At 65.7% G+C, this 24,764-nt stretch carries 20 protein-coding genes and 1 pseudogene; 7 read left to right on the top strand and 14 right to left on the bottom strand.

The features are described 5' to 3' along the window. Positions 1 to 13: 13 nt before the first annotated feature. Genes Clow_RS09765 through Clow_RS09780 form a run of 4 tightly spaced genes read right to left on the bottom strand, consistent with a single transcriptional unit; the run spans position 14 to position 5,027 of the window. Positions 14 to 1,627, bottom strand: coding sequence for a dipeptide ABC transporter ATP-binding protein (locus Clow_RS09765; protein WP_055178722.1), 1,614 nt, complete (start codon positions 1,625 to 1,627; stop codon positions 14 to 16). Then, positions 1,628 to 2,431, bottom strand: coding sequence for an ABC transporter permease (locus tag Clow_RS09770; protein WP_055178724.1), 804 nt, complete (start codon positions 2,429 to 2,431; stop codon positions 1,628 to 1,630). It lies immediately after the preceding gene. Beyond that, positions 2,428 to 3,402, bottom strand: a complete 975-nt coding sequence (locus tag Clow_RS09775; protein ID WP_055178726.1) for an ABC transporter permease — start codon at positions 3,400 to 3,402, stop codon at positions 2,428 to 2,430. The genes Clow_RS09770 and Clow_RS09775 overlap by 4 nt, the downstream gene beginning before the upstream one ends. Next, a complete protein-coding gene (locus Clow_RS09780; RefSeq protein ID WP_055178728.1) occupies positions 3,402 to 5,027 on the bottom strand; it encodes a TIGR04028 family ABC transporter substrate-binding protein in 1,626 nt (541 codons plus the stop codon). The genes Clow_RS09775 and Clow_RS09780 overlap by 1 nt, the downstream gene beginning before the upstream one ends. A 153-nt stretch (positions 5,028 to 5,180) precedes the next feature. On the opposite strand from Clow_RS09780, the gene Clow_RS09785 reads away from it, so the two are divergent. Beyond that, positions 5,181 to 6,974, top strand: a complete 1,794-nt coding sequence (locus Clow_RS09785; RefSeq protein WP_055178730.1) for an FAD/NAD(P)-binding protein — start codon at positions 5,181 to 5,183, stop codon at positions 6,972 to 6,974. A 24-nt stretch (positions 6,975 to 6,998) separates the two neighbouring features. Here the strand turns inward: Clow_RS09785 and hutI are convergent, their stop codons facing one another. From hutI to Clow_RS09810, 5 genes are all read right to left on the bottom strand, one after another. Continuing rightward, a complete protein-coding gene (hutI, locus tag Clow_RS09790; RefSeq protein ID WP_055178732.1) occupies positions 6,999 to 8,180 on the bottom strand; it encodes an imidazolonepropionase in 1,182 nt (393 codons plus the stop codon). Between the two features lie 4 nt (positions 8,181 to 8,184). After that, positions 8,185 to 9,876 (bottom strand): urocanate hydratase, encoded by a 1,692-nt coding sequence (hutU, locus tag Clow_RS09795; protein WP_055178734.1) that lies wholly within the window; start codon positions 9,874 to 9,876, stop codon positions 8,185 to 8,187. Between the two features lie 233 nt (positions 9,877 to 10,109). Then, a complete protein-coding gene (locus Clow_RS09800; protein ID WP_055178908.1) occupies positions 10,110 to 11,408 on the bottom strand; it encodes a YjiH family protein in 1,299 nt (432 codons plus the stop codon). Between the two features lie 7 nt (positions 11,409 to 11,415). Further along, a complete protein-coding gene (gene hutH, locus Clow_RS09805) occupies positions 11,416 to 13,014 on the bottom strand; it encodes a histidine ammonia-lyase (protein WP_082418640.1) in 1,599 nt (532 codons plus the stop codon). Positions 13,015 to 13,138: 124 nt separating this feature from the next. Then, the gene (locus Clow_RS09810) at positions 13,139 to 13,948 is read right to left on the bottom strand and encodes an IclR family transcriptional regulator (RefSeq protein ID WP_055178736.1); all 810 of its coding nucleotides are present in this window, start codon (positions 13,946 to 13,948) and stop codon (positions 13,139 to 13,141) included. A 119-nt stretch (positions 13,949 to 14,067) separates the two neighbouring features. Here Clow_RS09810 and Clow_RS09815 point away from each other — a divergent pair, with 119 nt between their 5' ends. The 3 genes from Clow_RS09815 to Clow_RS09825 are packed head-to-tail and all read left to right on the top strand — an operon-like array spanning position 14,068 to position 17,817. Continuing rightward, complete coding sequence (locus Clow_RS09815) at positions 14,068 to 15,507, top strand: amino acid permease (RefSeq protein ID WP_055178912.1); 1,440 nt, start codon at positions 14,068 to 14,070, stop codon at positions 15,505 to 15,507. Between the two features lie 19 nt (positions 15,508 to 15,526). After that, entirely contained in the window at positions 15,527 to 16,468 is a 942-nt protein-coding gene (gene hutG, locus Clow_RS09820) for a formimidoylglutamase (protein WP_082418641.1), read from the top strand. Positions 16,469 to 16,515: 47 nt separating this feature from the next. Continuing rightward, positions 16,516 to 17,817 (top strand): hypothetical protein, encoded by a 1,302-nt coding sequence (locus Clow_RS09825; RefSeq protein WP_156334865.1) that lies wholly within the window; start codon positions 16,516 to 16,518, stop codon positions 17,815 to 17,817. On the opposite strand, the gene Clow_RS09830 is transcribed toward Clow_RS09825, so the two are convergent. Continuing rightward, positions 17,814 to 19,031, bottom strand: coding sequence for a cystathionine gamma-synthase (locus Clow_RS09830; RefSeq protein WP_055178740.1), 1,218 nt, complete (start codon positions 19,029 to 19,031; stop codon positions 17,814 to 17,816). The two genes, Clow_RS09825 and Clow_RS09830, sit on opposite strands and share 4 nt — an antisense overlap. Before the next feature lie 123 nt (positions 19,032 to 19,154). Here Clow_RS09830 and Clow_RS09835 point away from each other — a divergent pair, with 123 nt between their 5' ends. Together Clow_RS09835 and Clow_RS09840 are read left to right on the top strand one after the other, a co-directional pair. Further along, entirely contained in the window at positions 19,155 to 20,180 is a 1,026-nt protein-coding gene (locus Clow_RS09835; RefSeq protein ID WP_082418642.1) for a mechanosensitive ion channel family protein, read from the top strand. Next, positions 20,095 to 20,587, top strand: a pseudogene (locus Clow_RS09840) (globin). The gene Clow_RS09835 and the pseudogene Clow_RS09840 overlap by 86 nt, the downstream one beginning before the upstream one ends. Before the next feature lie 22 nt (positions 20,588 to 20,609). On the opposite strand, the gene Clow_RS09845 reads toward Clow_RS09840, so the two are convergent. Genes Clow_RS09845 through Clow_RS09860 form a run of 4 tightly spaced genes read right to left on the bottom strand, consistent with a single transcriptional unit; the run spans position 20,610 to position 23,982 of the window. Continuing rightward, positions 20,610 to 21,242 carry a DUF8185 domain-containing protein gene (locus Clow_RS09845; RefSeq protein ID WP_055178741.1) on the bottom strand — a complete coding sequence of 211 codons (633 nt, stop codon included), beginning with the start codon at positions 21,240 to 21,242 and terminating at the stop codon, positions 20,610 to 20,612. After that, entirely contained in the window at positions 21,239 to 21,667 is a 429-nt protein-coding gene (locus tag Clow_RS09850; protein WP_055178743.1) for an acyl-CoA thioesterase, read from the bottom strand. The genes Clow_RS09845 and Clow_RS09850 overlap by 4 nt, the downstream gene beginning before the upstream one ends. Before the next feature lie 34 nt (positions 21,668 to 21,701). Next, positions 21,702 to 23,372 carry an energy-dependent translational throttle protein EttA gene (ettA, locus tag Clow_RS09855; protein ID WP_055178745.1) on the bottom strand — a complete coding sequence of 557 codons (1,671 nt, stop codon included), beginning with the start codon at positions 23,370 to 23,372 and terminating at the stop codon, positions 21,702 to 21,704. Between the two features lie 52 nt (positions 23,373 to 23,424). Continuing rightward, positions 23,425 to 23,982: a single-stranded DNA-binding protein gene (locus Clow_RS09860; protein ID WP_055178747.1), complete on the bottom strand. Its 558-nt coding sequence runs from the start codon at positions 23,980 to 23,982 to the stop codon at positions 23,425 to 23,427. A 181-nt stretch (positions 23,983 to 24,163) separates the two neighbouring features. Between Clow_RS09860 and Clow_RS09865 the strand changes: the two genes are divergently transcribed. Next, on the top strand, positions 24,164 to 24,760 hold the full coding sequence (locus Clow_RS09865; RefSeq protein ID WP_169786583.1) for a TetR/AcrR family transcriptional regulator: 597 nt from the start codon (positions 24,164 to 24,166) through the stop codon (positions 24,758 to 24,760). Positions 24,761 to 24,764: the final 4 nt, after the last annotated feature.

Here is a 24,764-nt window from a genome sequence, read left to right on the forward strand (position 1 = left end):
GCGTTTCTTCCTCTCATAATCCCAGGTTCAGCCCGCCATCCCGGTAGCGCTGCCCCGGAACGGCCTGCAAGAGCGCCCTGGTGTATTCCGATTGCGGGTTATCAAAAACCTCGGCGGCCGTGGCGTATTCCACCTGCTCGCCGCGGTGCATCACACTGACAGTATCGGCCATCTGGCGCACCACCGCGAGGTCGTGTGAGATGAACACGTAGGTCAGCCCCAGGTCCTCCTGGAGGCGGTGTAGCAGGCGGATAATCTGCGCCTGCACGCTCACGTCGAGGGCGGAGACCGCCTCATCGAGCACCACCAACTCCGGCTCCACGATGAGCGCGCGGGCCAGGGCCACGCGCTGGCGCTGGCCACCGGAGAGTTCCGCGGGCCTGCGCTGAGCGAGCGCGGGGTCGAGGGAAACCAAGTCCAGATAATGCGCCACGCGCTCCCTCACCTCGCCGCGAATCTCGCCGCTCCCCGCACGCGGGGCAATATTGCGCAGCGGCTCCGCCACGGAATACTCCACGCTGCGGCGGGGGTCCAGGGAGGAATAGGGGTTCTGGTACACCAACTGCACGCGGCGTCGAAAAGCCCGCAGCGCCTTGCCCTCGCGCTGCGGCACGGGGGCACCACCAAAAAGCACCTCTCCCGCGCTCGGCCGCCCAAAGCCCGCGATCATGCGCCCGGTGGTGGTCTTACCGGAACCGGACTCCCCCACGATCGCATGCGTGCTGCCCGCCGCCACCTGAAAACTCACGTCGTCCACGGCCTTGACCGCACCAAAGCGCTGCTCCACGCCGCGCACCTCAAGCAAAGGCGTTTCGCTTATCGACGCCGCCTGCACCCCCTCCGCGCGCACCGGCTCCCGGCGCGCGGTGATCAGCGAGGGGGCGTCGGCAAGCAACTGTTTGGTGTAGGCGGCCTGCGGTTCGGTGAGCACGCGGGCGGCCAGGCCCGATTCGCGCACCTGACCGCGCTCCATCACCACGATCTCATCGGCGCGATCACCCGCCACCGCGAGATCGTGGGTGATGAGCAGCACGCCGATATTGCGCGTGCGGCGTACCTCGTCGAGGAGGTCGAGGATCACCTTTTGCACCGTGACGTCGAGCGCCGAGGTGGGCTCATCGGCAATGATGAGGTCTGGTTCCAGGGCCAGGGCGGCGGCGATGAGCGCGCGCTGCTTCAAGCCCCCGGAAAGTTCGTGGGGGTACTGGCGGGCGCGACGAGCGGGGTCGTCAATGCCCACCGCCGCCAGCAGGTCCACCACGCCGGAGGTATCCCGGCCATGAATAGCCAGGGGCTCGGCCACCGCCGCGCCGATGGTTTTCAGCGGGTTCAAAGAATTATGCGGGTCTTGGGGAATCAACCCCATGCGGCGGCCCCGCAGGCCCCGCCACTGGCGTTCGCTCAAACCCGTGACCTCCTGACCATCGAAGGCGATGCTGCCCGCCTCCACGCGGGCGCTCGGCGGGAGCAAGCCCAGGCTGGCCAGCGCCGTGGTGGACTTGCCCGAACCCGATTGCCCCACCACGCAGGTCATGGCCCCGCGACGAACCTCCAGGCTCACCCCGCGCACCGCGGGGTTGCCACCGTAGGAGACGCTGAGATCGCGGATACTCAACAGAGCAGACATTTAGGCCGCCTTTCTGATGATGTGGGCGAGGTGATTGGCCGCCAGCACCACGGCCACCACCACCAGGCCCGGCAGCAAGGTGAGCCAGCCCGCCGTGGCGATGTAATTGCGGCTTTCCGCGATGAGCAGGCCCCACTCCGGGGTGGGCGGCGGGGTGCCATAACCGAGGAACCCCAGGGTGGCTAACTGCAACATCGCGGAACCAAACTGCACCGCCGCCAGGGCCACAACGGGGGTGAGCGAATTGGGCAGCACGTGGCGCAGCACCACCTGAGTGCGCGTGGCCCCGGAACCATAGGCGGCCTCCACGTAATCCTGCTCCACCACGGAGAGCACCTGCGCGCGGGCCAGGCGGGCAAAGGTGGCAATGGAGGTCACGCCCACCGCCAGGGCCGCGTGGAAGGTGCCCTGCCCCACCGCGATAATCACCGCCAGGCTCAGCAGCAGGCCGGGAATGGCCAGCAGCACGTCCATCGCGCGCATGACCAGCGTATCGACGCCCCCGCGCCACACCCCGGCGAGCACGCCCAGGGCCGTGCCCACCACGAGGCCGAAGAGCACCGCAATCACCGCTCCGAGGAGCGACTGCCGCGCCCCGTAGACCACGCGGGTGTAGAGATCGCGGCCCACCTCATCGGTGCCAAACCAGTGCTGGGCACTCGGTGCCAGCAGGGCTTGGGTATCCCCGCCCGAGATCGGGTCCTGGGAGGTGAAAAGACCAGGAATGAGAGCCCAGGCCAGCACCAGCAGGAGAATGCCAGCGGAAAGCAGAGTGGCAGGGTTGCGCCATGTCTGTGTGCTCATGCTTGGGCCTCCTGGGGTTGGGTGGGTGTACCTTTTTTAGCTCTGCGCAGGCGGGGATCGAGTACCGGATAGAGCAGGTCCACCACCAGATTGATGAGCACGAAGGCCGCCGCCGCGATCACCACCACGGCCATGAGCACGGCGGTATCGCGCTCCGCCACGGCGGATAGGGTGAGCGCGCCGATGCCATTGCGGGCAAAGACCTGCTCCGTCACCACGGAACCACCCACCAATTCCCCAAAGAGCACACCGGCCATCGTCACGGCGGGCAGCAGCGCATTGCGCAACACCACACGCCACAGCAGCCAGCGCGGGCTGGCCCCGCGCGCCCGCACCGTATGGATGAAGGGCTGTTCTAATACCTCGTCCATGCTGCGCAGCAACACCTGGGCCAAGGGCGCGGCCACCGGCACCGCCAGAGTGAGCGCGGGCAATATCAAAGCCTGCACCGAGGAGGCGTCAATCACCGGCACCCAGCCCAGGCGGAAGGAAAATACCTGAATGAGCAGGATACCCAGCCAAAAACTGGGCAGGGAGACCAGCAGCGGCGGGGCGGCCCGGAAGAGTGCGCGCAGCCAGGAAAAGGGTCCGAAGCTGGCCGTGATAGCCACCGCGCCCGCCAGGAGCACCCCGAGTACGAAGGCCGTGAGCGCCAAGGCCAGGGTGGAGGGCAGGGCCTGGCCGATGAGTTCGGCCACCGAGGTGCCGGAGGAAACGGAATAACCGAAGTCCCCGGTAATAAAGCCGCCCAGGCTGCGCGCGTAGCGCAGCAGCACCGGCTCATCCTCCCCAAAGACCTCCCTCATCTGGGAGATTTGTTCGGCGTTGAGGCCCAGGGACGGGTCCTCGTAGCGGGCCTGCACGGCGTCGCCCGGCAGGGCGCTGAGCAGGATAAAGGCGAGGCTAAAGGCGGCCCATAGCACCACGAGCGCCTGGCCCACCCGGCGCGCGAGAGCAGGTAGCGAGTACATTAACCTTCCTCCTTCAGGGTCACGGCGTAAAAGGAGGGGCGCCCAATGGCCTCGGTGGCAAAGCCCTCCACGCGGGGCTGCAAGCCGTAGACCTGGGGTTCCTCGAAGATGGGCAACACGTAGGCCTGCTCGGAAAGGTAATCCTGCAACTCCCCTACCGCCTGGCGGCGGGCCTCATCATCGCTGAGCGCATAAAAGGCATCTACTTTTTCTTGCAGCGCCGGGTCCCCCAGGGAGCCATCGGTGGCCTCGTTGAGCAGGGAATTACGACCTTGGCCGTCCACCCAATTGGGTAGCACGTCCAGGCTGGCGCGCCCCACCATCGAGTGCCGCACCTGAATCACCTCTTGGTTCTTCATGGCGGCCTGCTGGGCGGCGCGATCTCCGGGGTGGAGGTTCACCTCCACCCCGATCTCACGGAGCATTTCTTGCACCTTGGTCACCATCTGTTTGGAGCGCGGCTGCGGCACGGCCTCGTTGAAAGTAAGGCTCAACCTCTGGCCCTCCTTGGTGCGGATACCATCGGGGCCGGGGAGCCAGCCCGCGGCGTCGAGAAGCTCCCGGGCGCGCTGCGGCTCAAAGCGATAGTACTCGGCCTGATCCTTGTATCCCAGCGCGGTGGAAGCCAGCAGCGAGGTACCCTCCGCGTAGGAATCGGAGAAGAGGGTGCGGATAATCAAATCCCGGTCAATGCCGTACATGAGCGCCTGGCGCACCCGAATGTCCTGCAAGAGCGGGTGGCGGAAGTGAAAGTGAAAGGCGTTGTCCACGCCATTGGTGGCCGCGGAGTAAATCTCCAGGCCCCGGCCACGAATGTGCTGTTCATCGGGGGCCTCCACCTGGCGGATCACCTCGGCCTGGCCGGAGGTCAGCGCGCCGGTGCGCACCGAATCCTCCGCCGCGAGCGTAATGTGCAGGCGCTCTAATTCGGCTGGCCCCTGGTGATCGCCGCGGGCCGGGGGCGCCCACTGATAATCCTCACGGGCGCTCAACTCCAGGTCCGTGCCCAGCTTCTCCCCCTCGATGGTGAAGGGGCCGGAGCCGGAGATCGCGGTGGCGTTGCCGGGGGCAAAGCCCGTGGCGTCCAGGTCCAGGGTGGTATTGGAAAGGAGCGCCTGGTTCATCGTGGAGGTGGCCTGGGGGAAGTCCGGGGCGGGCTTGCTAAAGCGGAAGCGCACCGTGAGCGCATCGAGGGCCTCGGCGGATTCCATGCCGCTTAGTTGCTCGGAGGGAGTGAGTTTGCGCTCCGGGTCGCCCTGGGCATAGAGGGTGTAGTTCTTGGCCACGTTGGCGGCGTCGAGCGGCGAACCATCGGAGTAGGTGATGCCCTCGCGCAGACGGAAGGTGAACTCGGTGGCCTCCGCGTTGGATTCGGGGAGGCCAGCGGCCACCCAGGGGTGGAGTTCCAGGGTCTGCGGGTCCTGCCAGAGCAGGCGGTCGGCAATGTTATTGAGCACCCCACCGTTGGGGTAATAGCCCGCCAGCGGCGGGTAGAGACTATTGAACATGCCCGCCTCCACGTAGGTGAGGCTGGTAGTGGAGCGGGGTGCGGCGCAGGAGGCCAGGCCAAGGGTTAAGGCCAGGGCACTCAGGAGCGCGGCCGTGGCGCGCAGCAGTTTCTTCATGCCGTACTTTCCGGAAAGCGTATACAGATCTGTCTATTTTAAACTGAGGTAAGCACCAGCATGTTTATCACAGGGTAGCCGCAATCACAATATTTATATAGACAGTTCAGTCTAGCACTGGCTCGCAGCCTCCCCTATGCCACAATGGAGGCCATGAGCACCCCCGCCATCGCCATCGTGGGCATGGGGCCGCGCGGCATCTCGGTCGTCGAACGCCTCACCGCCCTGCGCCCCACCACCCCGCTAGATCTGCACCTCATCGACGACGCCCCCCTCGGCGCCGGGCGCATCTGGGATACGGAGCAAACCCGGGTGCTGTGCATGAACACGCTGGCGGCCAAGGTCACGCTCTTCACCGAGCCGGGGGCCACCGTGGGCGCGCCCGTGGTGGAGGGGCCGAACCTGTACGAGTGGGTGCAACTGCTGCGCGGGGAGCGGCCTGCTTTACCCGTTACCGCGCTGCGCCTTTGGGAAGAGCACCCCGCCCCCGCCGCCACCCGCGAGGCCTTCGGCGCCGAGGCAGAGGAAACACAGCCCTGGTCGCACCCCTCCCGCGGCCTCTACGGGGCCTATCTGCGCTGGTGCTACGAGGTAGCGCTGCGCCGCCTGCCCGCCACCGTGCGGGTGCATGAGCACCGCAGCCGGGCGGTCTCGCTTGCTTCCAACACCGCTACTTCCGACGCCGCGCCCGGCACCGCTACTTCCGACGCCGCGCCCGGCACCGATACCCTCCGTCTCGCGGACGGCACCACCATCAAGGCAAATACCACCGTGCTCGCCCTGGGCTGGCAGGTACCCGCGCTCGACGCCGGGGAGGAAGAACTCGCCCGCGCCGCCGCCGAACACAACCTGCTCTGGGTACGCCCCAATAACCCCGTGGAGCAGGACCTCAGCGGCATCGAACCCGGCGAGGAGGTGCTGGTGCGCGGCCTAGGCATGGGTTTCTTCGACGTCATGGCCCTGCTCACCCTGGGCCGCGGCGGGCGTTTCGAGCCCGCCGATACTCGCTCAGGGCTGCGTTATATCCCCTCAGGCCGCGAGCCGCACCTCACCGTGGGGTCCCGGCGCGGCTACCCCTTCCTACCCAAGTCCGATTACCAGACGCTCCCGCCCGCGCCCCGGCTCGCCCACTTCAAGGAGGTGGCCGCCCGGTTGCGGCCCGGCACCACACCCATCGACTTCCGCGAGGTCTGGGAGGCCATCAAGAGCGACGCCCTGGCCACCGATCCCAGCCTGGACCTCGACTACTGGCGTAATCCCCTCACCGAGGTTCACGGCGGCCCCCAGGAAGTCACCGCGCACATCGCCAGCGGTCTTGCCCGCGATATTGAGCACTCCCAGGCGGGCCACGCCAGCACACTGAAAGCCGCGCTGTGGGAGATCAGCGCGGCGCGCAAACCCGTTTCCATCCTGGGCGCGGGCGGGCGCTACACCGAGGATTCCCGCCCGCTGCTGCGTGAGTTCATGGCGCTGGGACAAATGGCTGGTTCCGGCCCGCCGCTCTTCCGCAGCCAGCAACTCCTAGCGCTTATCGACGCCGGGTTGGTCACCCTCGTAGGCGCCGGGGCCACGGTGGAGGCGGGCGAGCGTTTCACCATGCGATCGGTAAGCAGCACCGAGGCACGCTCCGCGCGGGTACTCGTGGACGCCTGGATGCACAAGTTCGATGTGCGCGCCTCCGCCGACCCCCTGGCACGTTCGCTTGAGGAGCGCTGGCGTTCCTTTGCGGGCACTGGTTCCCCGGAGACGGACCCCGAAACCCGCGCCCTCATCGGGCCGGATGGCACCCCGGACCCGCGCCTGCTGCTCATTGGTATTCCCACCTACGGGCAGATGCCGGATACCACCATCTCCCCCATACCCGGCTCCAATCCGCTCATGCTCCAGGAGACGGATAAGGCGGCGCGCCACGCGCTGAGCGTGGCGCTAGAAGGCGTGCTGCGCTAAGGGGCGTGCCGCATTAGGGGCCGCTCAGGCCACCCGCTCCCCCGCCACGTAGGTGCGCCAGGTCAGCGGCATGCCGGGCCGGTAGGCGAGGTCGATGGCGTGCGCGGTATAGAGCACGTGAAGGTCCGCGGCCGCCCCCACCACCAGAGCGCCCTTGGCCGGGCGGCCCTGTGCGTCGCGCCCACCGCCTATATCGTGGCGTCGCAAAGCACGCGCCCCGCCCGCGGTGGCGGCCTCAATGGCCTCTTCCAGGCTGAGGTGCTGCTGCAACACGGCGGTGCCCACGCAGAAGTTCATCGAGGAGGTGTACGAGGTACCGGGGTTGAGATTGGAGGCGATGGCCACGCGAACCCCGGCGTCGATGAGCCTGCGCGCAGGGGCGAGCGGCTGGCGCGTGGAGAGATCGCAGGCGGGCAGCACCGTGGCCACGGTCTCCGAGCCCGCTAGTGCCTCCACATCGGACTCGCTGAGGTAGTTCGCGTGGTCCACGCTGGCCGCACCGAGTTCCACAGCCAGGGCCACGCCCGGCCCCTCACCTAATTGGTTGCCGTGCACGCGCAGGCCCAAGCCCGCAGCCTTACCGGCTTCGAGCACCCGGCGCGATTGTTCCGCGTTGAAGGCCCCGCGCTCGCAGAACACGTCAATCCAGCCCACGTGCGGGGCCACGGCGTGCAACATCTCCCCGCACACCAGGTCCACGTATTCCTCGGCCTCGGCTCCGGGGGGCACCACGTGCGCACCCAGGAAGGTCACCTCATCGACCACCTCGGCGGCGATCTGGGCGGCCAGTTGCTCAGAAGCAACGTCGAGCCCGTAGCCAGTCTTGGTTTCCATGCAGGTGGTGCCGCCCGCGCGCGCCGCCGCGAGGCGTTCGCGTAGCAGTGCGCGCAGGCGCTCCGGGCTGGCCGCGCGGGTGGCCTCCATCGTCACGGCGATGCCACCGGCGGCGTAGTCCTGGCCCGCCATGCGGGCCTCGAACTCCTCGGCGCGGTTACCGTCAAAGATCATGTGGCTGTGGGAATCGACCCAGCCCGGCAGCACCGCGCGCCCGCCTAGGTCCACGGCCTCATCGGCGACGGGGGCCTGGGCGGCCTCACCAATCCAGGTGATCGCTCCGCCCTCGGCTATCAGGGCGGCGTCGTGCAGCGTTCCGGCCTCCGCGACGGTGCGCAGCTCGGATATTCCGTGAAAGAGGGTGGAGGCCACGGGTTTAGGCCTCCTTCTCGCGGGAGTGGAAGGGCATGGGAATACGCACGCCGCGAGTTTCGGCCACCTCGTGAGCGCGCTCGTAGCCGGCGTCGAAGTGGCGGACCACGCCCATCGCGGGGTCATTGCTGAGCACCCGCGCCAGTTTGCGGGCGGCCAGCTCGGTGCCATCGGCCACGGAGACCTGGCCCGCGTGGATGGAGCGGCCAATGCCCACGCCGCCGCCGTGGTGCAGGGATACCCAGGTGGCACCGGAGGAGGTGGCGGTGAGCGCGTTGAGCAGCGGCCAGTCCGCGATGGCGTCGGAGCCATCGAGCATGGCCTCGGTCTCGCGATAGGGGCTGGCCACCGAGCCGGAATCCAGGTGATCGCGGCCAATCACGATCGGCGCCTTGACCTTGCCCTCGGCCACCAGCTGATTAAAGAGCAGCCCGGCCTTCTCGCGCTCGCCGTAGCCCAGCCAGCAGATGCGCGCGGGCAGGCCCTCGAACTCCACGTACTCGCCCGCGGCGTCGAGCCAGCGGTGCAGGTGCTCGTTCTCGGGGAAGAGTTCTTTCAGGGCCTCATCGGTCACGCGAATATCCTCCGGGTCGCCGGAAAGGGCCACCCAGCGGAAGGGGCCGAGGCCCTCGCAGAAGAGCGGGCGGATATAGGCGGGTACGAAGCCGGGGAACTCGAAGGCGCGGGAGTATCCGGCGTGGCGGGCCTCGTCGCGGATGGAGTTGCCGTAGTCGAATACCTCGGCGCCGGCATCCTGGAACTCCACCATCGCCTGCACCTGGGCGGCCATCGCCTCGCGGGCCTTCTTAGTGAAGGTATCGGGGTCGTCGGCGGCCTCGCGCTGCCAATCCTCTACGGTGATCTCGGTGGGCAGGTAGCTCAGGGGGTCGTGGGCGGAGGTTTGATCGGTCACCACGTCCACGGTGATCTCTCCGGCGCGGTGGCGGCGCAGCAACTCCGGGAATACCTCGGCGGCGTTACCCACGATGCCGATGGACACCGCCTCGTGATCTTGCTTGGCCTGCTTGGCACGGGCCACGGCTTCATCAAGGTCGGTGTAGACCTCATCGAGGTAGCGCTTGGCCTGGCGGCGCTTGAGGCGGGTGACGTCCACATCGGCAATAAGGCACACGCCGCCGTTGAGGGTCACGGCCAAAGGCTGTGCGCCGCCCATGCCACCGCAGCCGCCGGTCAAGGTCAGCGTGCCTTTGAGGGAACCACCAAAGCGCTTGCGGGCCACGGCGGCGAAGGTCTCAAAGGTGCCCTGCAAAATGCCCTGGGTGGCAATATAAATCCAGGAACCCGCCGTCATCTGGCCGTACATCATCAGGCCCTCGGCCTCGAGGCGGCGAAACTCCGGCCAGGTGGCCCAATCCCCCACCAGGTTGGAGTTAGCGATGAGCACGCGCGGCGCCCACTCGTTGGTCTTAAGTACAGCAACAGGCTTGCCGGACTGCACCAGCAGGGTTTCATCGTCCTCGAGGTCTTTGAGCGTATCGACGATCGCGTCAAAGGCCTCCCAGCTACGCGCCGCTCGACCGGTGCCGCCGTAGACCACGAGGTCATCGGGGCGCTCGGCCACCTCGGGGTCGAGGTTATTCATGAGCATGCGCAGCGGGGCTTCCGTCTGCCAGGACTTCGCACTCAGGTCCGTGCCACGGGGCGCGCGCACGGTGCGGGGCTGTGATGGTGCCATGATTCTTCCTTCAAAACAGCGCGTGCCCTTGCCTTGCGGCGGCGGGAATCCGGCGGAGCCGGGGCTGTCATTCCCGCTACCCAGGATGGGGAACTGTGGTGTCAAAGAATTACGTTCCCGAGGGTAATTCAGCCCACAGCGCCCCGTCCCTGCTCCGAGGTGACGAGGTGTCTTGTATCTGAGACTCCTCGCTTCGCGCTACGGCGGCTACGCCCCCCCTACAGTGACGGCCCCTACAGCAGCAGGTAAGCAATCGGCGTGGCGAGGAGAATGCTCAGCGCCACCCGCAGCCACCAGATCACCACCAGGTGCCGCACCTTCACCGGAATAGAAGTAGCCATGATGCAGGGCACCAGGGCAGAAAAGAAGATAATCGCGCTCACGGACACCACGCCGATGACAAAGCGCAGCACCAGGGACTCCTGATCGGCCACCACCGTGGCGGGCAGCAGCATCTCCGCGATTCCCAGGGCCGAGGCCTTGCCCGCCAACAGCGGCTCCGGCAGGCGCACCAGCCAGGCCACGGGGTAGAAAAGGTAGCCCAGCAGGTCAAAGACCTTGGTGTACGTGGCGAGCAAGAGCCCAATCACGCCCACCGACAAGATGGAGGGAACCACCGCCGCGCTCATGCGCAAGCCATCGGCAAAGTTCTCCCCCACCGCGCGCCCCAGGCTCGGCGCCTTAGCCAACGCCTCCTTGGAGGCAGCCCAGGCCGCGGCGAAACGCCCGGTGGTGATCTCCGGTTCTGGGTCCGGGGTGGCGCCGGGGTAATAATCATCGGGAATCCGGCTCAGCGGGGGAATCCGCACGGTGATAGCCGTGACGGCAAAGGTGATAATCAGGCTGACAAAGAAGTACTGCCCCCAGTAATCCATCAGCCCCAGGGTATTAGCCACCACCACCATAAAAGCCGCCGAGACCGTGGAAAAGCCCGTGGCGATGATTGCCGCCTCCCGCCCCGTGTAGAGGCCCTGGCGATACACGCGGTCGGTGATGAGCAGGCCCAGGGAGTAGCTGCCCACGAAGCTCGCCACGGCGTCGATAGCCGAACGCCCCGGCGTGCGCCACACTGGGCGCATGACCGGCTGCATGAGCACGCCCACGAACTCTAGGAGGCCAAAGCTCACCAGGAGCGCCAGAAAAGCCGAGCCCACGGGGATAATGAGCGCCACGGGAATGGCGATCTTCTCCCAGAGGAAGGGCACGATGTCCGGGCGGGCGAGGAATCCCGGCAGGGTATCCGTGAGCACCATCGTCGCCACGCCCAAACCCAGGACATTCAGCACCGCGAAGATCGCCTGCGTGGGGTTAGCCCAGGAGGTATAGCGCAGACCACGGTAGGTGCCGTAGAGCACCAGGGCACCCACCACCCAGCCCACAGCGGGGCCGAGGCCCTGGCGCAGGAGGGTGACCAGGTGATCGAGCAGAATCGTGCTCTTACCCTGGAAGGTCACCGGCAGGAAGAACACCACCACACCGATGGCGCTGTACACATAGAGCCGCCACAACCCCGGCGTCTTTTCCCTCGTCATGCGCCGCTTATCCCAGCTCACCCGTGACGGCCTGTACCGATTCCAGCAACTCCCCGGAGCGCACGATCTCCACGGCATGCTCGATCTCCGGGGCCAAGAAGCGATCGACGCCCACCCCTTCCGCACCACGGCGCACCGCCGCGATGGCCGCCCGCGTACCCGGCGCAGGGGTACCACCGCGCATATCGACGGCGCGGGCCGCCGTGAGCACCTCCACGGCCAGCACCCTGCCCAGGCCGTCCACCACGCGGCGCAACTTGCGGGCCGCCGCCCAACCCATCGAGACGTGATCTTCCTGCATGGCCGAGGAGGGAATAGAATCCACGCTCGCCGGGGCCGCCAGGCGCTTGAGTTCCGAGACGATACCGGCCTGGGTGTACTGGGCGATCATGTGCCCGGAATCCACGCCGGGATCATCGGCCAAAAAGGCATTGAGACCGCGGTTGCGCGCGGTATCGAGGAAGCGATCGGTGCGCCGCTCGGAGATGCTGGCGAGGTCTGCGGCCACCACCGCCAGGAAGTCCAGCACGTAGGCCACGGGCGCGCCGTGGAAGTTGCCGTTGGAGGTCACGCGGCCGTCGAGGGCCACCACCGGGTTATCCACGGCGGCGGCCAATTCCCGGCCCGCCACCGTGCGGGCGTGGTCGAGGGTATCGCGGAAGCCGCCGGATACCTGCGGGGCGCACCGCACCGAGTAGGCGTCCTGCACCTGGTTCTGGCTGAACTCTTCCGCGGCCTCGGCCAGCAGCGGGGAGTCCGCCGCCACGGCGCGCACGTTGGCCGCCGAGGTCGCCTGGCCGGGGTGCGGGCGTAGTTCTTGGAGGTCGGCGTCGAAAACGCTCAGCGTGCCCAGCAGGCCCTCCACCGTCATGGCCACCGCCACATCGGAGACCTTGGCTAGTTCCTCTAGGTCGGCAATGGCCAAGCAGAGCTGCCCCAGCATGCCATCGGTGCCGTTGATGAGCGCCAGGCCTTCCTTTTCCCGCAGTTCCACCGGGGCTACCCCGGCCTCGCGCAGGGCCGCGGGAATATCCTCGATCTCCTCGCCCTGGGTATTACGGGCGCGTCCCTCCCCCATGAGCACCAGCGCGCAGTGCGCTAGCGGCGCGAGGTCACCCGAGCAACCCAGGGAGCCGTACTCGTGGACGATGGGGGTGATCCCGGAGTTCAGCAGCCCGGCATAGGCCTGCACCACTTCCGGGCGCACCCCCGTGCGCCCGGTACACAGGGTAGAAAGGCGCAGCAGCATGAGAGCGCGGATCACCTCGCGCTCTACCTCCGGGCCGGAACCCGCCGCATGCGAGCGCACGAGGCTGCGTTGCAACTGGGCGCGCAGATCTTGCGGGATATGGCGGCGGGCCAGGGCGCCGAAGCCGGTGGAAATGCCGTAGACGGGGGTGGGGTTGGCGGCTAGTTCCTCCACCCGGGCGCGGGTCTGGGTCACCGCTTCTAGGGCCTCTTCCGAGACCTCGACGCGGGCGTTGAAGCGAGCCACGGCCACGACCTCGGCAATGCTGAGCGCGCCGACGTTGAGGGTGACGGCGCCTCCGTCGCTTCCGTTGCCTACGGTGGCGAGGCGGCGGGCTTGGTTCAGGGTAGATGCCATCAAACTGCTCCTTTGGGCTTAGGGCGGTACCCAGCAGGGAGCAGGCGCAGCAGACCGCGCCCACGCACCCTGCGGAAACCGCAGCGATACATCGGCAAGTGGTCTGCGCGACAGCCAAGCGCAGTTATGGTGAATCTAGCACGTTCCCGTAGAGGCGACTACCCACCCGGCGCGCCTGTTCCCGCAGCCGCTCAGTCAAATGCCGCCGACGCTCCTCCCCCACGCTGCCCACGGGAAAGGTCACCGCCAGGGCGGCGGCCGGGCGGCCCAGGTGGTCAAGCACCGCCACCGCCAGGCTGTGCTGGCCCCGGCTGACCTCTTCTATCTCTTCTGCCCACCCGCGCTCACGCACCAGGTCTAAATCCTCCTGGATGCGGCGCAGGCTGTGGTTTCCTGTTGGGCCTTCTGGTTGCTCCTCCAGGACTGCCGGGCCATCTGACGCCCCGGCAGCGGATATACCCGCAGCACAGGCCGCCTTGACCTCGGCGGCGGGCAGGTGCGCCAGCATGGCCCGCCCGGAGGCTGTGCGCAGAGCCGCCAGGCGCACCCCCTCCTGGGTCACCAGGGAAACTGCCTCGGGGCCGCGCACTTCTAGCAGGTAGAGCACCTCGGAACCAGCCAGGCGGGAAAGGTGCGCGGAGCCTCCCGCTTCTGCGGCGAGTTCGCTCAGGGGGCGTCGGGCCAGGCGAACTAGGGGCTGCTGGGTGACGTAGGCATTAGCCATCGAGTAGGCCACCATGCCCAGGCCCCAGGTGTGTGTTTCCGGGATGCGCACCACGTAGCCCGCCTGTTCCATCTCCCCCAACAGGTGATAGGTGGTGGAGCGCGGAAGGTCTAGCTCGGTGCGGATGCGCGCGGCGGAGACGGGGACGTCGATAGTAGAGAGCAAGGTGAGGATACGCAGGGTGTTACGCGCGGCGGGCACCTGAACCATATTTTTATCCTCCCGGCCAGATAGCATGTCTGGGGTACAAGACAGCACTGCGGGCAAGACTACCCACCCTCCGCCTCGGAGTTCTAGTATCACACTAGGAATAATCAGTGACCCGCTTCATGCCACGACCACAAGGGAGTACCGCCGTGCCCCAGAATCCGCCCCCTTCTTCCCAGGCAGCTCGACGCCCCGCCGGCCTGCGCGCCCGCCACATCCACTTCATCGCCCTGGGCTCGGCCATCGGCACCGGCCTGTTCTACGGCTCCGCGGGCGCCATGCAGGCCGCTGGCCCCTCGGTGCTGCTGGTGTACCTCATCGCCGGGGCCGTGGTGTACTTCATGCTGCGCGCCCTGGGCGAGATGGCCGTGGCCAATCCCCTCAGCGGTTCCTTTGCCGAGTACACCCGCCGCTACCTGGGCAACTGGGCGGGCTATATCACCGGCTGGATGTACGCCTTTGAAATTATTATCGTCTGCCTGGCGGACCTCACCGCCATAGCCATTTACATGCGCTTTTGGTTCCCCGATACCCCCCAATGGGTGTGGGTGGCCGTGACCTTGTGCGTGGTGGGGGCGGCGAATCTCACCAGCGTGCGGCTCTTTGGCGAGCTGGAGTTTGGCTTTACCCTCATCAAGGTGGGCGCGGTGATCGCCATGATCCTCGGCGGCGCGGCGATCCTCACCTTTGGTTTGGGTTCCAGCCCGGAGACCAGCGGCATCTCTAATCTCTGGGAACACGGCGGTTTCTTCCCCAATGGGATAGGCGGCATGGTTTCCGCCTTTATCCTGGTGCTCTTTGCCTTTGGCGGCACGGAGATTATCGGCGTGGCCGGAGCCGAGGCCGATGAACCACACAAGGCCATCCCCAAGGCCGTCAATACCGTGCCCCTGCGTATCCTGCTCTTTTACGTGCTGGCCATCGCGGTGATTCTGGTGCTCAACCCCTGGACCACGGTAACCGGGGAGGAATCCCCCTTCGTGCAGATCTTCTCCACCCTGGGCGTCAATTGGGCCGCCGCCCTGCTCAACGTGGTGGTGATTACCGCCGCGCTCTCGGCCATTAACTCCGATCTCTTCGGCGCGGGCCGCGTGATTACCGGCATGGCCCAAACCCGCCTGGCCCCCGCGCTCATGGCGCGGCGCAACGCGGCGGGGGTGCCGGTTATCACCACCGCCATTCTCGTGGCCGTGCTCACCGTGGGCGTGATTCTCAACGCCGTGCTGCCGGACCGCGTATTCACCATCATCGCGGCCCTGGCCACCTTTGCCACCATCTACGTGTGGCTGATGATCCTGCTCGCACAGGTGGCCTCGCGCCGCCTGCTCGACGCCCAGGAGACCAAGGCCCTCTCCTTCCCCGTGCCGCTGTGGCCCTGGGGGCAGTACTTCGCCATCGCCTTTATCCTCTTCGCCTTTGGCATCATGGTGTGGCAATCCGAATACTGGCTGGCCCTGGGCGTGGGCGTGGGCTTCCTCGTGCTCATGACCGCCGCCTACTACGGCACCGGCCGCCACAAGATCGACCCGTTTGCTAATGAAGTGACCGTGACCCAGCCGTGACCGCATAGGAGGCTTTGAAGTGAGTATCGCAGGAATCGACCGCCCCGCTACCCCTACTGACTGGGAGGGGCGTAACGACGGCCCCGGCCCCGAACACGCCCGCTGGCACAGCGTGGTTTCTCCGCTCTCTGTTGCCGCTGCCGATCCTGGCGTAGCCCTCATCGGCTTTGCCTCCGACGAGGGCGTGCGCCGCAACGGCGGGCGCGTGGGCGCGGCGGCCGGGCCTGCCGCCCTGCGCGCGGCCCTGGGCGGACTAGCCGTGCACGATTCCCGCCCCCGCTACGACGCCGGAGACGTTATCACCCAGGGCACCGACCTGGAATCAGCCCAGGAGAGGCTTTCCGACGCCGTGGCCGAACTCACCGCCGCCGGGCACACCGTGATCGCCCTGGGCGGCGGACACGAAACCGCCTGGGCCACCCACCGGGGACTACGCCGCACCCACCCGAACGCGGTACAGATCGTGAACCTGGACGCCCACTTTGACCTCCGCGAGGCCGACGAACCCACCTCCGGCACCCCCTTCTTGCAGATAGCCGGGCTGGTGGGCGAAGAGGAGTTCCGCTACTGCGTGCTGGGCATCTCCGAGCCCAATAACACCCGCGTGCTCTTTGATACCGCCCAGCGCTTAAGCGTGCGCACCGTGACCGATAACGAGATCGAAGAGATGGGGGCCGCGGGGGTGGCTGAGTTGGTTTCCTCCCTGGCCGCCAAGGCCGAACATCTGCACCTGAGCATTGATCTCGACGGACTGCCCGCCGCCGTGGCGCCTGGGGTGAGTGCCCCGGCCGCGGTGGGGATTGCGCTTTCGGCCTATCGGGCGGCGGTGAGGGCGGCTGCGGCCTCCGGGAAACTGCGGCTGGTGGACGTAGTGGAGCTCAACCCGCGCTTTGACCTTGACGCGCGCACCGCGCGCACCGCTGCGCGGCTGATTGAGGATATTGCGGGGGCGTTGGGGTAGCGCTGTAGACGCTATGCGGCCTCACCCCTGTGGTATAACCTCCACCCATGACGCCACATAGCACCACCATGACAGAGGCCGAGGCCACCGCCTACGGCCGTCTCAAAAGAAAGAAGCGTGACCTCTGGTGGCGCGTGGCGAATCTTTCCGTCATTCCCTCGTTTTATGCTCTCCTCATCGCGTTCATCGTGGACCTCCAACCCGCCGATGATCCCTTCATTGAGCGCTCGGCTCTGACCAATAGCAGGGCCTTCTACAACGCCTCCGCCCCCACCTGGGCCGGCATCGTGCTCAGTTTCACCCTCTCGTTGCTCGTCGCCTCGGCGGTCTCACTGCGCGATCCGCGCGGTCTCAGACGCGCCTCGGCAGGTGCCACCATCACCGATACCGAGGGCCGCGCCGTCCACGTGGACGATATTGATGCCATTGATCTGCGACATCAATTGGTCAATGTGGTGGGAGTCGTGCTCCCCCTCGCTCACGTGGCCCTCACCGTTTTGGCTATCGCGTGGACATGGGCACCCAGTATGAGCGCGGATTACTCCCCCGCCGAGGTCAATATCCGATTAGGTGTTTCTTGGGCCTTCCTGCTCATGGGTTCCGTCACCGCCGCGCTCATGCACCAATCCGATACGCTGCGCACGATTCGGTGGAAAGGAGAAAGAGCCGAACTCATCGAAGCTCTGCGCCGGCACCACGGCCTTGACGCCAGCGACGCCCCCGAGAAAGAGTCCACCGCACCCCGCGTTTCCCTGCGCTATATCGCCTCCCTCGCGCTCGCTCAGGGGCTCATCGCGCTGTTGCTCTTCTGGCTCGTAGATCAGGTGTGGCAGCAAAGTATCCCCCTGCTCATTGCCTTATGCGGCCTTGGACTCATGCTGTGGGTGCTGGGGCTGGGCTTGGCCTTTCTTCTCGACGCCGCCCTGGGTGCCCGCCACGGGGACGTGCTGCTCTATCAGCAGCGCCAACACCTCCCCACCACGGCGCGTTCCGTGCGTATTCCCGGTGCCTATCCGGTGATTTCCCGCGCGGCCAGCGCACACCTGCACTGGCTGCACAGTGCCCTCGTGGCCTTCATGCTCTCCTACAGCGCACTCAGCCACAACGCCGATTCCTGGTCCATCGTGCCCCTCGTGCTCTTTGCGGTGGGATCGCTGCCCGCCTACCGGGTCATTTCCGGGGCGCTGCTGCGGCGCCAAAACGACGGCAACCGCAGCAGCGAGAACCACAGCACCCTCATCTTCCGCCGCGGTGTCCCCGTCGGAGCAATCATCGCGGCCCGCAACGAGTACAACACCCAAGTGTTGCTCATTGGAAGCCGCACAGGCAGCACCACTCCAGAGAACTAAATAGCCCCCAACGCCTGCTCCACATCGGCCAGCAGGTCCGCCTCATCCTCAATCCCCAGGGAGATGCGCACCAAGTCCTCCGGCACCTCTAACTGGGAGCCCGCCGCGGACTGGTGGGTCATGGTGGCCGGGTGCTCCAAGAGGGATTCCACCCCGCCCAGTGATTCCGCCAAACAGATAAGCCGCGTGGCCCTACAGAAGTTCAGGGCCGCCTCCTTGCCCCCGGCAAAGCGCACGGAGACCATGCCGCCCGGCGCGCGCATTTGCTTGCTCGCCACCTCGTGCCCTGGGTGTTCGGCCAGTCCTGGGTAGAGCACCTGACTCACCTTGGGGCTTTCTTGCAGGTAGCGCGCCACGGCCTCGGCGTTGGAGCAGTGCCGATCCATGCGCAGGCCCAGGGTTTTAATGCCGCGGTAGGTGAGGTAGGCGTCGAAGGCACTGGGCACGGCCCCCACCCCGCCTTGGAGGAAGAGGAGGTCGGCGTCGAGGGCGTCGTCGTTGGTCACCACCACGCCGCCCACCACGTCGGAGTGTCCGCCGAGGTATTTGGTGGTGGAGTGCACCACCACGTCGGCCCCGAGGTCGAGGGGGCGTTGCAGGTAGGGGCTGGCGAAGGTGTTGTCCACCACCAAGCGGGCGGGGTGGGCGTCGATAGCTTGGGCTACGGCCGCGATGTCGGTGATGCCAAGCAGCGGGTTGGTGGGGCTTTCCACCCACACCAGGCGGGTGTTCTCCCGCAGGGCGGCGCGCACCTGTTCGGGGTCGGTGGTGTCCACGATGCTGTGCTGCACGCCCCAGTCTTTGAGTGAGGTGTCGATGAGCCGGAAGGTGCCGCCGTAGGCGTCGTTGCCCAGGATGAGGTGGTCGCCGGGGCGCAGCAGGGCGCGGATCACGGTGTCGGTGGCGGCCATGCCGGAGGCAAAGGCGCGTCCGTGCTTGCCGCCTTCGAGGGCCGCCACCACGTTTTCCAGGGCGGTCACGGTGGGGTTGCCCACGCGCGAGTACTCGTAGCCGCCGCGCAGGGTGGCCACGTCGTCCTGGGCAAAGGTGGTGGAGGCGTAGATGGGTACGTTGATGGCCCCGGTGTGGGAATCGGGGTGGTAGCCGCCGTGGATGGCGGTGGTGGCAAAGCCGTGGTTCGCGTTGCGCGGGGCGTCGGCCTGGGCGAGACGGGCGGCGGTGCCCGCGTCCGCGCGGCTGGTGTGCTGGCTCATGGTGGGTCCCTCCGGCTTCCTGTGGAGTTTTAGCTTAGAGCACATACTAGACCAAGCGGTTCACTTACTGCATACTGGAATGCTTATCGACGCCCGCCGCGAACCTCGCTAGGGTGGGATCATATGCTCAACGAACTAACTCTTGCCGCTACAGAAGAATCCACTCCCGGTGCGGAAACCGCCCAGCAGGCCGTGGAAACCGTGAGCAACTGGTGGGATAGTGAGCTGGCTCAGAAATGGCTCATTGATACCCCCATTTCCATCGGTATTACCCTGCTGGTGGCCATCGTGGCTCATTGGGTGCTGCGCCGCCTCATTGATAAGTTCGCCCAGCACAACATGCAGAGCACCGCCACGCTGAACAGGCTGGGGCGCAAGCCGCGCGCTGAACAAGATGAGGAACTGCCCCCGCGCGTGGCCGCGATGAATAAGGTGCAGGAAAAGCGCCGCCAGTCTCGCGTGAAAACCCTGGCCCAGGTGGGCAAATCCGCCGTGGCGATCCTGGTGTGGGTCTTTGCCTTCCTCTCTATTCTGGACACCCTGGGCGTGAATATCGCCCCGCTCATCGCCTCGGCCGGTGTGATCGGTGTGGCCCTCGGTTTTGGTGCGCAATCCCTGGTCAAGGACTTCCTCTCTGGTATCTTCATGCTCCTGGAAGATCAGTACGGAGTGGGTGACACCATCGACGTCGGTGAGGGCATCATCGGTGACGTGGAGGACATCTCCCTGCGTCTGACCACCATCCGCGATATTGACGGCACCCTCTGGTACGTGCGCAATGGCGAGATTCTGCGCGTGGGTAACTTCTCCGATGAGTACGCTATTGCCCGTATCCAGGTGCCGGTGGGTCTTTCCAACGATTCCACCAAGGCCTGGGAGGTCATTCAAAAGGCCACGGAAGAGGCCTGCGCCGATCCCACCACCCGCAATTGGGTGCTTGACGAGCCGGAGATGAAAGGCGTATCCGACTTCGAGGTCGATCACCTCTCCTACCGCATCTCCATCAAGACCATGCCGGGCATGCAGTGGGACGTGCAACGCCTGGTGCAGGGCCGTATCCTCGATGCCATGCGCGAAAACAACATCACCGTGCCCTACCCCCACGGCATCGGCATCACCCATCCGACGATGGAGCAGCAGGAATCCTAAATTACAATTGAGGGCCGTCACCCCACCCACGAGCCTTCACGATGCCCTCGGCGGCGAGGTCTTTGAGCGCCTCGTCGCCGGTTTTTATGCCCGCGTGCGCACCGATGACATCCTCGGACCCATGTACCCCCAGGATGACTGGGAGGGTGCCGAGGAACGCCTGCGCATGTTCCTCGTGCAGTACTGGGGCGGGCCGAGCGATTACCAGGCTCAACGCGGGCACCCCCGCCTGCGCATGCGGCACATGCCTTTTACTATCGACGCCACCGCCGCCCAGCGTTGGCTCGACCTCATGGGGGCCTCCCTTGATGAGATCGACGAGGAGACCCTGCCCCCCTGCCTATCGGCACGCCATCTGGGACCACATGACGCGGGTGGCCCACATGCTCATTAACACCGCGCCCTAGCCTGCTATTAGAACAGCGCCCCTCAGAACAGCGAGAGCCGGGTGGAGTGGTAGACGGTGCCGAAGGGGGCGTCGAGACGCACCCACCTCCCCAACACGGAAACGCGCAGGTGGCGGGGTACTTCTAAAGGCGCCGCAAAGCCGGGAATGAGCCCCAGGGAGGTGCAGGTGAAGATCATGCGCATGGGCACGCTCACCTTGCCCGCCTCGCCGCTGACCTCTAGTACGGATTGGTTGAGCAGGCTCGCCGGTGGACCCAGCGGCCCGGAAAACTGGCGGGCCAGGGCTTGGCCCTGATCGGCCAGGCTCCGCACCACGGAAACCGGAACCTCATCGAGGAGCTGAAAACCCTCGGCCGGGGGCAAGGCACCCGGCCAACTGGGATCGCGCGCCACCCCGATGTCATAGGCGCTGCTCTGGGCCGCCACGGCGCTATAAAGATCGTGGGCCCCCACCACCGCTCCCTCGCGGGAGGCCACCCCCTCAACCCGGCGCGCCGCCACCACCTCAAAGGGCGTGGTGACGAACACGTCCACGTGGTGCCCATCTGCCGTGGAGCGCAGCCGCGCCAGCGCCGAGGCATCCAGGCCCACGGCACGGGCAAGCAGCGCCTCTAGGCCAGGGGCGCCCGCGTGAATCCGCAGCGATTCCCTCACTCTTGCCTCATGGTGAGGATCTTTGCTTCTTCCTCGGTGATCTCGCGGGGCTTGAGGGTCTTGGGATCAATGGCCACCAGGGTGCAATCAATCACGCAGGTGGTTTGGCCCCTATCGTCCTTGACCTCCTGGCGGGTGTTGAAGGAAGTGCGCCCCACCTTGAGCACGGTGCTTTCCACCAGTGCCTTATTGGTGGTACCCGGCATGAGCGGAATACGGTAATCGGCTTCCAAATGGCGCACCACGAACATCGGCATTTCTAGTCCGCGAGCCACGAAGTTATCCAGGCTGAACTGCAGCCGCGATTCCTGCACGATCTCCACGTACTGTGCGTTGTTCATGTGGCCGTAGCGGTCAAAATCAGACCACCGCAGTTCCACATAAGCCTGGTGCACCTTGGGCTTAGCCGTATTTTCTTCCGTCATTGAGGGCTTCCTCCTTATACCGCGCCGAGCGCCTTTAGCGGCTGAGTTTGCGGTGCGTCACCCGCGAGGGGCGTGCGGCATCCGCGCCCAGGCGCTCGACCTTGTTCTTCTCGTAGTCCTCAAAGTTACCCTCAAACCAGAACCATTGCCCCTCGGCCACATTGCCTTCCCAGGCGAGAATGTGGGTACAGGTACGGTCCAGGAACCAGCGATCGTGCGAGATCACCACGGCGCAGCCGGGGAACTTGGTCAGGGCGTTTTCCAGGGAGCCCAGGGTTTCCACGTCGAGGTCGTTGGTGGGCTCATCGAGCAGAATCAGGTTTCCGCCCTGCTTGAGCGTGAGCGCCAGGTTGAGGCGGTTGCGCTCACCGCCGGAGAGCACCTTGGAGGGCTTTTGCTGATCCGGCCCCTTGAAACCAAAGGCAGAGAGGTACGCGCGCGAGGGCATCTCGTTCTGGCCCACCTGAATGTAATCCAGGCCATCGGAAACAACCTGCCACACGGTCTGCTCGGGGTCGATATTCTCGCGGTTCTGGTCCACGTAGCTCAGCTTCACCGTCTCGCCCACGTTCACCGAACCATCATCGGGAGATTCCAGGCCCACAATGGTCTTAAACAGGGTGGTCTTACCCACGCCGTTGGGGCCGATCACGCCCACGATGCCGTTGCGCGGCAGGGTAAAGGAGAGGTCCTTAATCAGGGTGCGGCCATCAAAGCCCTTCACCAGGCTCTCCACTTCCACCACCTTGTTACCCAGGCGCGGCGGGGTGGGAATCTGGATCTCCTCAAAGTCCAGCTTCTTGTACTGCTCGGCCTCGGCGGCCATCTCCTCGTAGCGCTCCAAGCGGGCCTTGTTCTTGGCCTGGCGAGCCTTGGCGCCGGAACGCACCCATTCCAGCTCATCCTTGAGGCGCTTGCGCAGCTTGGCGTCCTTCTTGCCCGCCACTTCAAGGCGCTGCTGCTTGGTGTCCAGGTACGTGGAGTAGTTGCCCTCGTAGGGGTAGAGCTTTCCGCGATCCACCTCGCAGATCCAGCCCGCCACGTGATCGAGGAAGTAGCGGTCGTGGGTCACGGCGAGCACGGCACCCTTGTAATCCTGAAGGTGCTTTTCCAACCACTGCACGCTTTCCGCGTCCAGGTGGTTAGTGGGCTCGTCGAGAAGCAGCAGATCGGGCTCGGAGAGTAGCAACTTGGCCAGGGCCACGCGGCGGCGCTCACCACCGGAGAGGTGGGTAACGGGCTCATCACCGGGCGGGCAGCGCAGGGCTTCCATCGCCTGTTCGATCTTGGAATCCATCTCCCAAGCATCGGCGGCGTCGATCTTGTCCTGGAGGGCCGTCATCTCCTCCATGAGTTCATCTGTGTAATTGGTGGCCATCTCCTCCGCGATGGCCTCGTAGCGCTGCTTGATCTCAAAGATCTCGCCCAGGCCCTCCTCCACGTTCTCACGGACGGTCTTTTCCTCGTTCAGAGGCGGCTCCTGGAGCAGGATGCCCACCGTGGCACCGGGGTCAAGGAAGGCCTCGCCGTTAGAGGGCTGATCCAGGCCCGCCATGATCTTCAAGATGGAGGACTTACCGGCGCCGTTGGGACCAACGACGCCGATCTTGGCGCCCGGGTAGAAGGCCATCGTGACGTTATCCAGAATGACCTTGTCCCCAATGGCCTTGCGCACGTTTTTCATCGTGTAGATGAACTCGCCCATGTTTCCCCTCTGTCGTGGTTCGTTTCTTAATCCACTCGAAAGGCTACCCTACCTATGCGGCCATAGGGTGATCCTCCTCTTCTTCCTCCGGCTCCGGCGGCAGGGGCACCGCTTGGGGTGCCTGGGCAAAACCATCGGCCTCGCTTTCCAATCCCAGTGCCTCCGGGTTTTTATCCTCGTCCAGGTAGGCAGGGTCAATCTCATCGGCCATCATCATCGCGCCGTTATCCGCCCGTTGAGCGGTCACCCGGCAGCGCCGCCAGCGCACCTGGTATTTGCTCAGGTCCACCCCCACGTGCCGGGCGCGCAGCAGAATCCGCGAGCGCTTATCCCCGGTGGTTGGGTCGATCCACTCCGTTGTTACCAGCGTGCCGCTGACGATCACCGGCATTCCCTTGGCCACCGAGCACCGGGTGTTATAGGCGAGGTCACCCCACATCTCCACGTCGATGAAGAGGCTGTCTAGGCTGTTCCAGCCGGTGCCGTCGGCAGCCGGGACCCGGCGATCCGCTCCCAAGCGGATACGCCCCACCAGCGCGCCGCTTTCCGTTCTTTTGAGTGTGGGGTCCTGCGTGAGGTTCCCCGTGATCGTAATAGGCGTGTTTGCCATGTTGTGTTCCTCCCCGTATCCGGCCGCTCCCCCTTCGGGTGCGGCGATTGATGGTGTGAGGAACAGTGTGGGCGCGATCGTCGCAAAGCACCAGGGTGGCTGCCCTAGCCTGTGGATAACTTTTTTATTTTCACAACACTACTATCTGCACTTGCCATGCGGTATGTTCAAGGTTATGGCCGTGAGACGATACGGGAAAACCCTCCAAGCAGCGTTGCTCCAAGCCGCGTGGGAGGAATTGGAAGCCTCGGGATACACCGGCATGACGATGGACGGCGTGGCTACCCGCGCCCAGACCAGCCGCGCCGTGCTCTACCGCCGTTGGGCAGATAAGTCGGAGCTCGCCCGCGACGCCGTGCGGCACTACTTTGAAACAAACCGCCTGCACCTGCCCGATACCCGCTCGCTGCGCGGGGACCTTATCGCCCTGCTCTCTGAGGCCAATAACACCTACCCGAACCTCATCACCCTGGTGCGGCTGCATCTTTCGGGGCTACGCGCGGAGGACACCAGCAACTCCAACCCCCTGATGAGCATGCTGCCGGAGGATCGCTTTGAGGTGATTGATGAGATTTATCGGCGCGCGGCCCAGCGCGGTGAGATCACCCTAGAGAACACCACGCGGATCATGCGCACCGCGGCGCTCTCGGTGCTGCGCGAGCAACTCATCACTCAGGCTCACTCGGTGCCGCTGAGCACCATTGAGGAATTGGTAGACACCATCGCCTTGCCTCTGGCGGGTGCCCCCATCGGCGGGACTCACCCGAACCCCGCCTAACCTA

This window comes from Corynebacterium lowii, from assembly GCF_001412085.1.
Lineage (GTDB): Bacteria > Actinomycetota > Actinomycetes > Mycobacteriales > Mycobacteriaceae > Corynebacterium > Corynebacterium lowii.

What these genes read in the sequence shown, in the direction of transcription:
- Clow_RS09765 (WP_055178722.1), bottom strand. Translation starts at nt 1,627, where the DNA reads ATGTCTGCTCTGTTGAGTATCCGCGATCTCAGCGTCTCCTACGGTGGC.
- Clow_RS09770 (WP_055178724.1), bottom strand. Translation starts at nt 2,431, where the DNA reads ATGAGCACACAGACATGGCGCAACCCTGCCACTCTGCTTTCCGCTGGC.
- Clow_RS09775 (WP_055178726.1), bottom strand. Translation starts at nt 3,402, where the DNA reads ATGTACTCGCTACCTGCTCTCGCGCGCCGGGTGGGCCAGGCGCTCGTG.
- Clow_RS09780 (WP_055178728.1), bottom strand. Translation starts at nt 5,027, where the DNA reads ATGAAGAAACTGCTGCGCGCCACGGCCGCGCTCCTGAGTGCCCTGGCC.
- Clow_RS09785 (WP_055178730.1), top strand. Translation starts at nt 5,181, where the DNA reads ATGAGCACCCCCGCCATCGCCATCGTGGGCATGGGGCCGCGCGGCATC.
- hutU (WP_055178734.1), bottom strand. Translation starts at nt 9,876, where the DNA reads ATGGCACCATCACAGCCCCGCACCGTGCGCGCGCCCCGTGGCACGGAC.
- Clow_RS09800 (WP_055178908.1), bottom strand. Translation starts at nt 11,408, where the DNA reads ATGACGAGGGAAAAGACGCCGGGGTTGTGGCGGCTCTATGTGTACAGC.
- hutH (WP_082418640.1), bottom strand. Translation starts at nt 13,014, where the DNA reads ATGGCATCTACCCTGAACCAAGCCCGCCGCCTCGCCACCGTAGGCAAC.
- Clow_RS09810 (WP_055178736.1), bottom strand. Translation starts at nt 13,948, where the DNA reads ATGGTTCAGGTGCCCGCCGCGCGTAACACCCTGCGTATCCTCACCTTG.
- Clow_RS09815 (WP_055178912.1), top strand. Translation starts at nt 14,068, where the DNA reads ATGCCACGACCACAAGGGAGTACCGCCGTGCCCCAGAATCCGCCCCCT.
- Clow_RS09825 (WP_156334865.1), top strand. Translation starts at nt 16,516, where the DNA reads ATGACGCCACATAGCACCACCATGACAGAGGCCGAGGCCACCGCCTAC.
- Clow_RS09830 (WP_055178740.1), bottom strand. Translation starts at nt 19,031, where the DNA reads ATGAGCCAGCACACCAGCCGCGCGGACGCGGGCACCGCCGCCCGTCTC.
- Clow_RS09835 (WP_082418642.1), top strand. Translation starts at nt 19,155, where the DNA reads ATGCTCAACGAACTAACTCTTGCCGCTACAGAAGAATCCACTCCCGGT.
- Clow_RS09850 (WP_055178743.1), bottom strand. Translation starts at nt 21,667, where the DNA reads ATGACGGAAGAAAATACGGCTAAGCCCAAGGTGCACCAGGCTTATGTG.
- ettA (WP_055178745.1), bottom strand. Translation starts at nt 23,372, where the DNA reads ATGGGCGAGTTCATCTACACGATGAAAAACGTGCGCAAGGCCATTGGG.
- Clow_RS09860 (WP_055178747.1), bottom strand. Translation starts at nt 23,982, where the DNA reads ATGGCAAACACGCCTATTACGATCACGGGGAACCTCACGCAGGACCCC.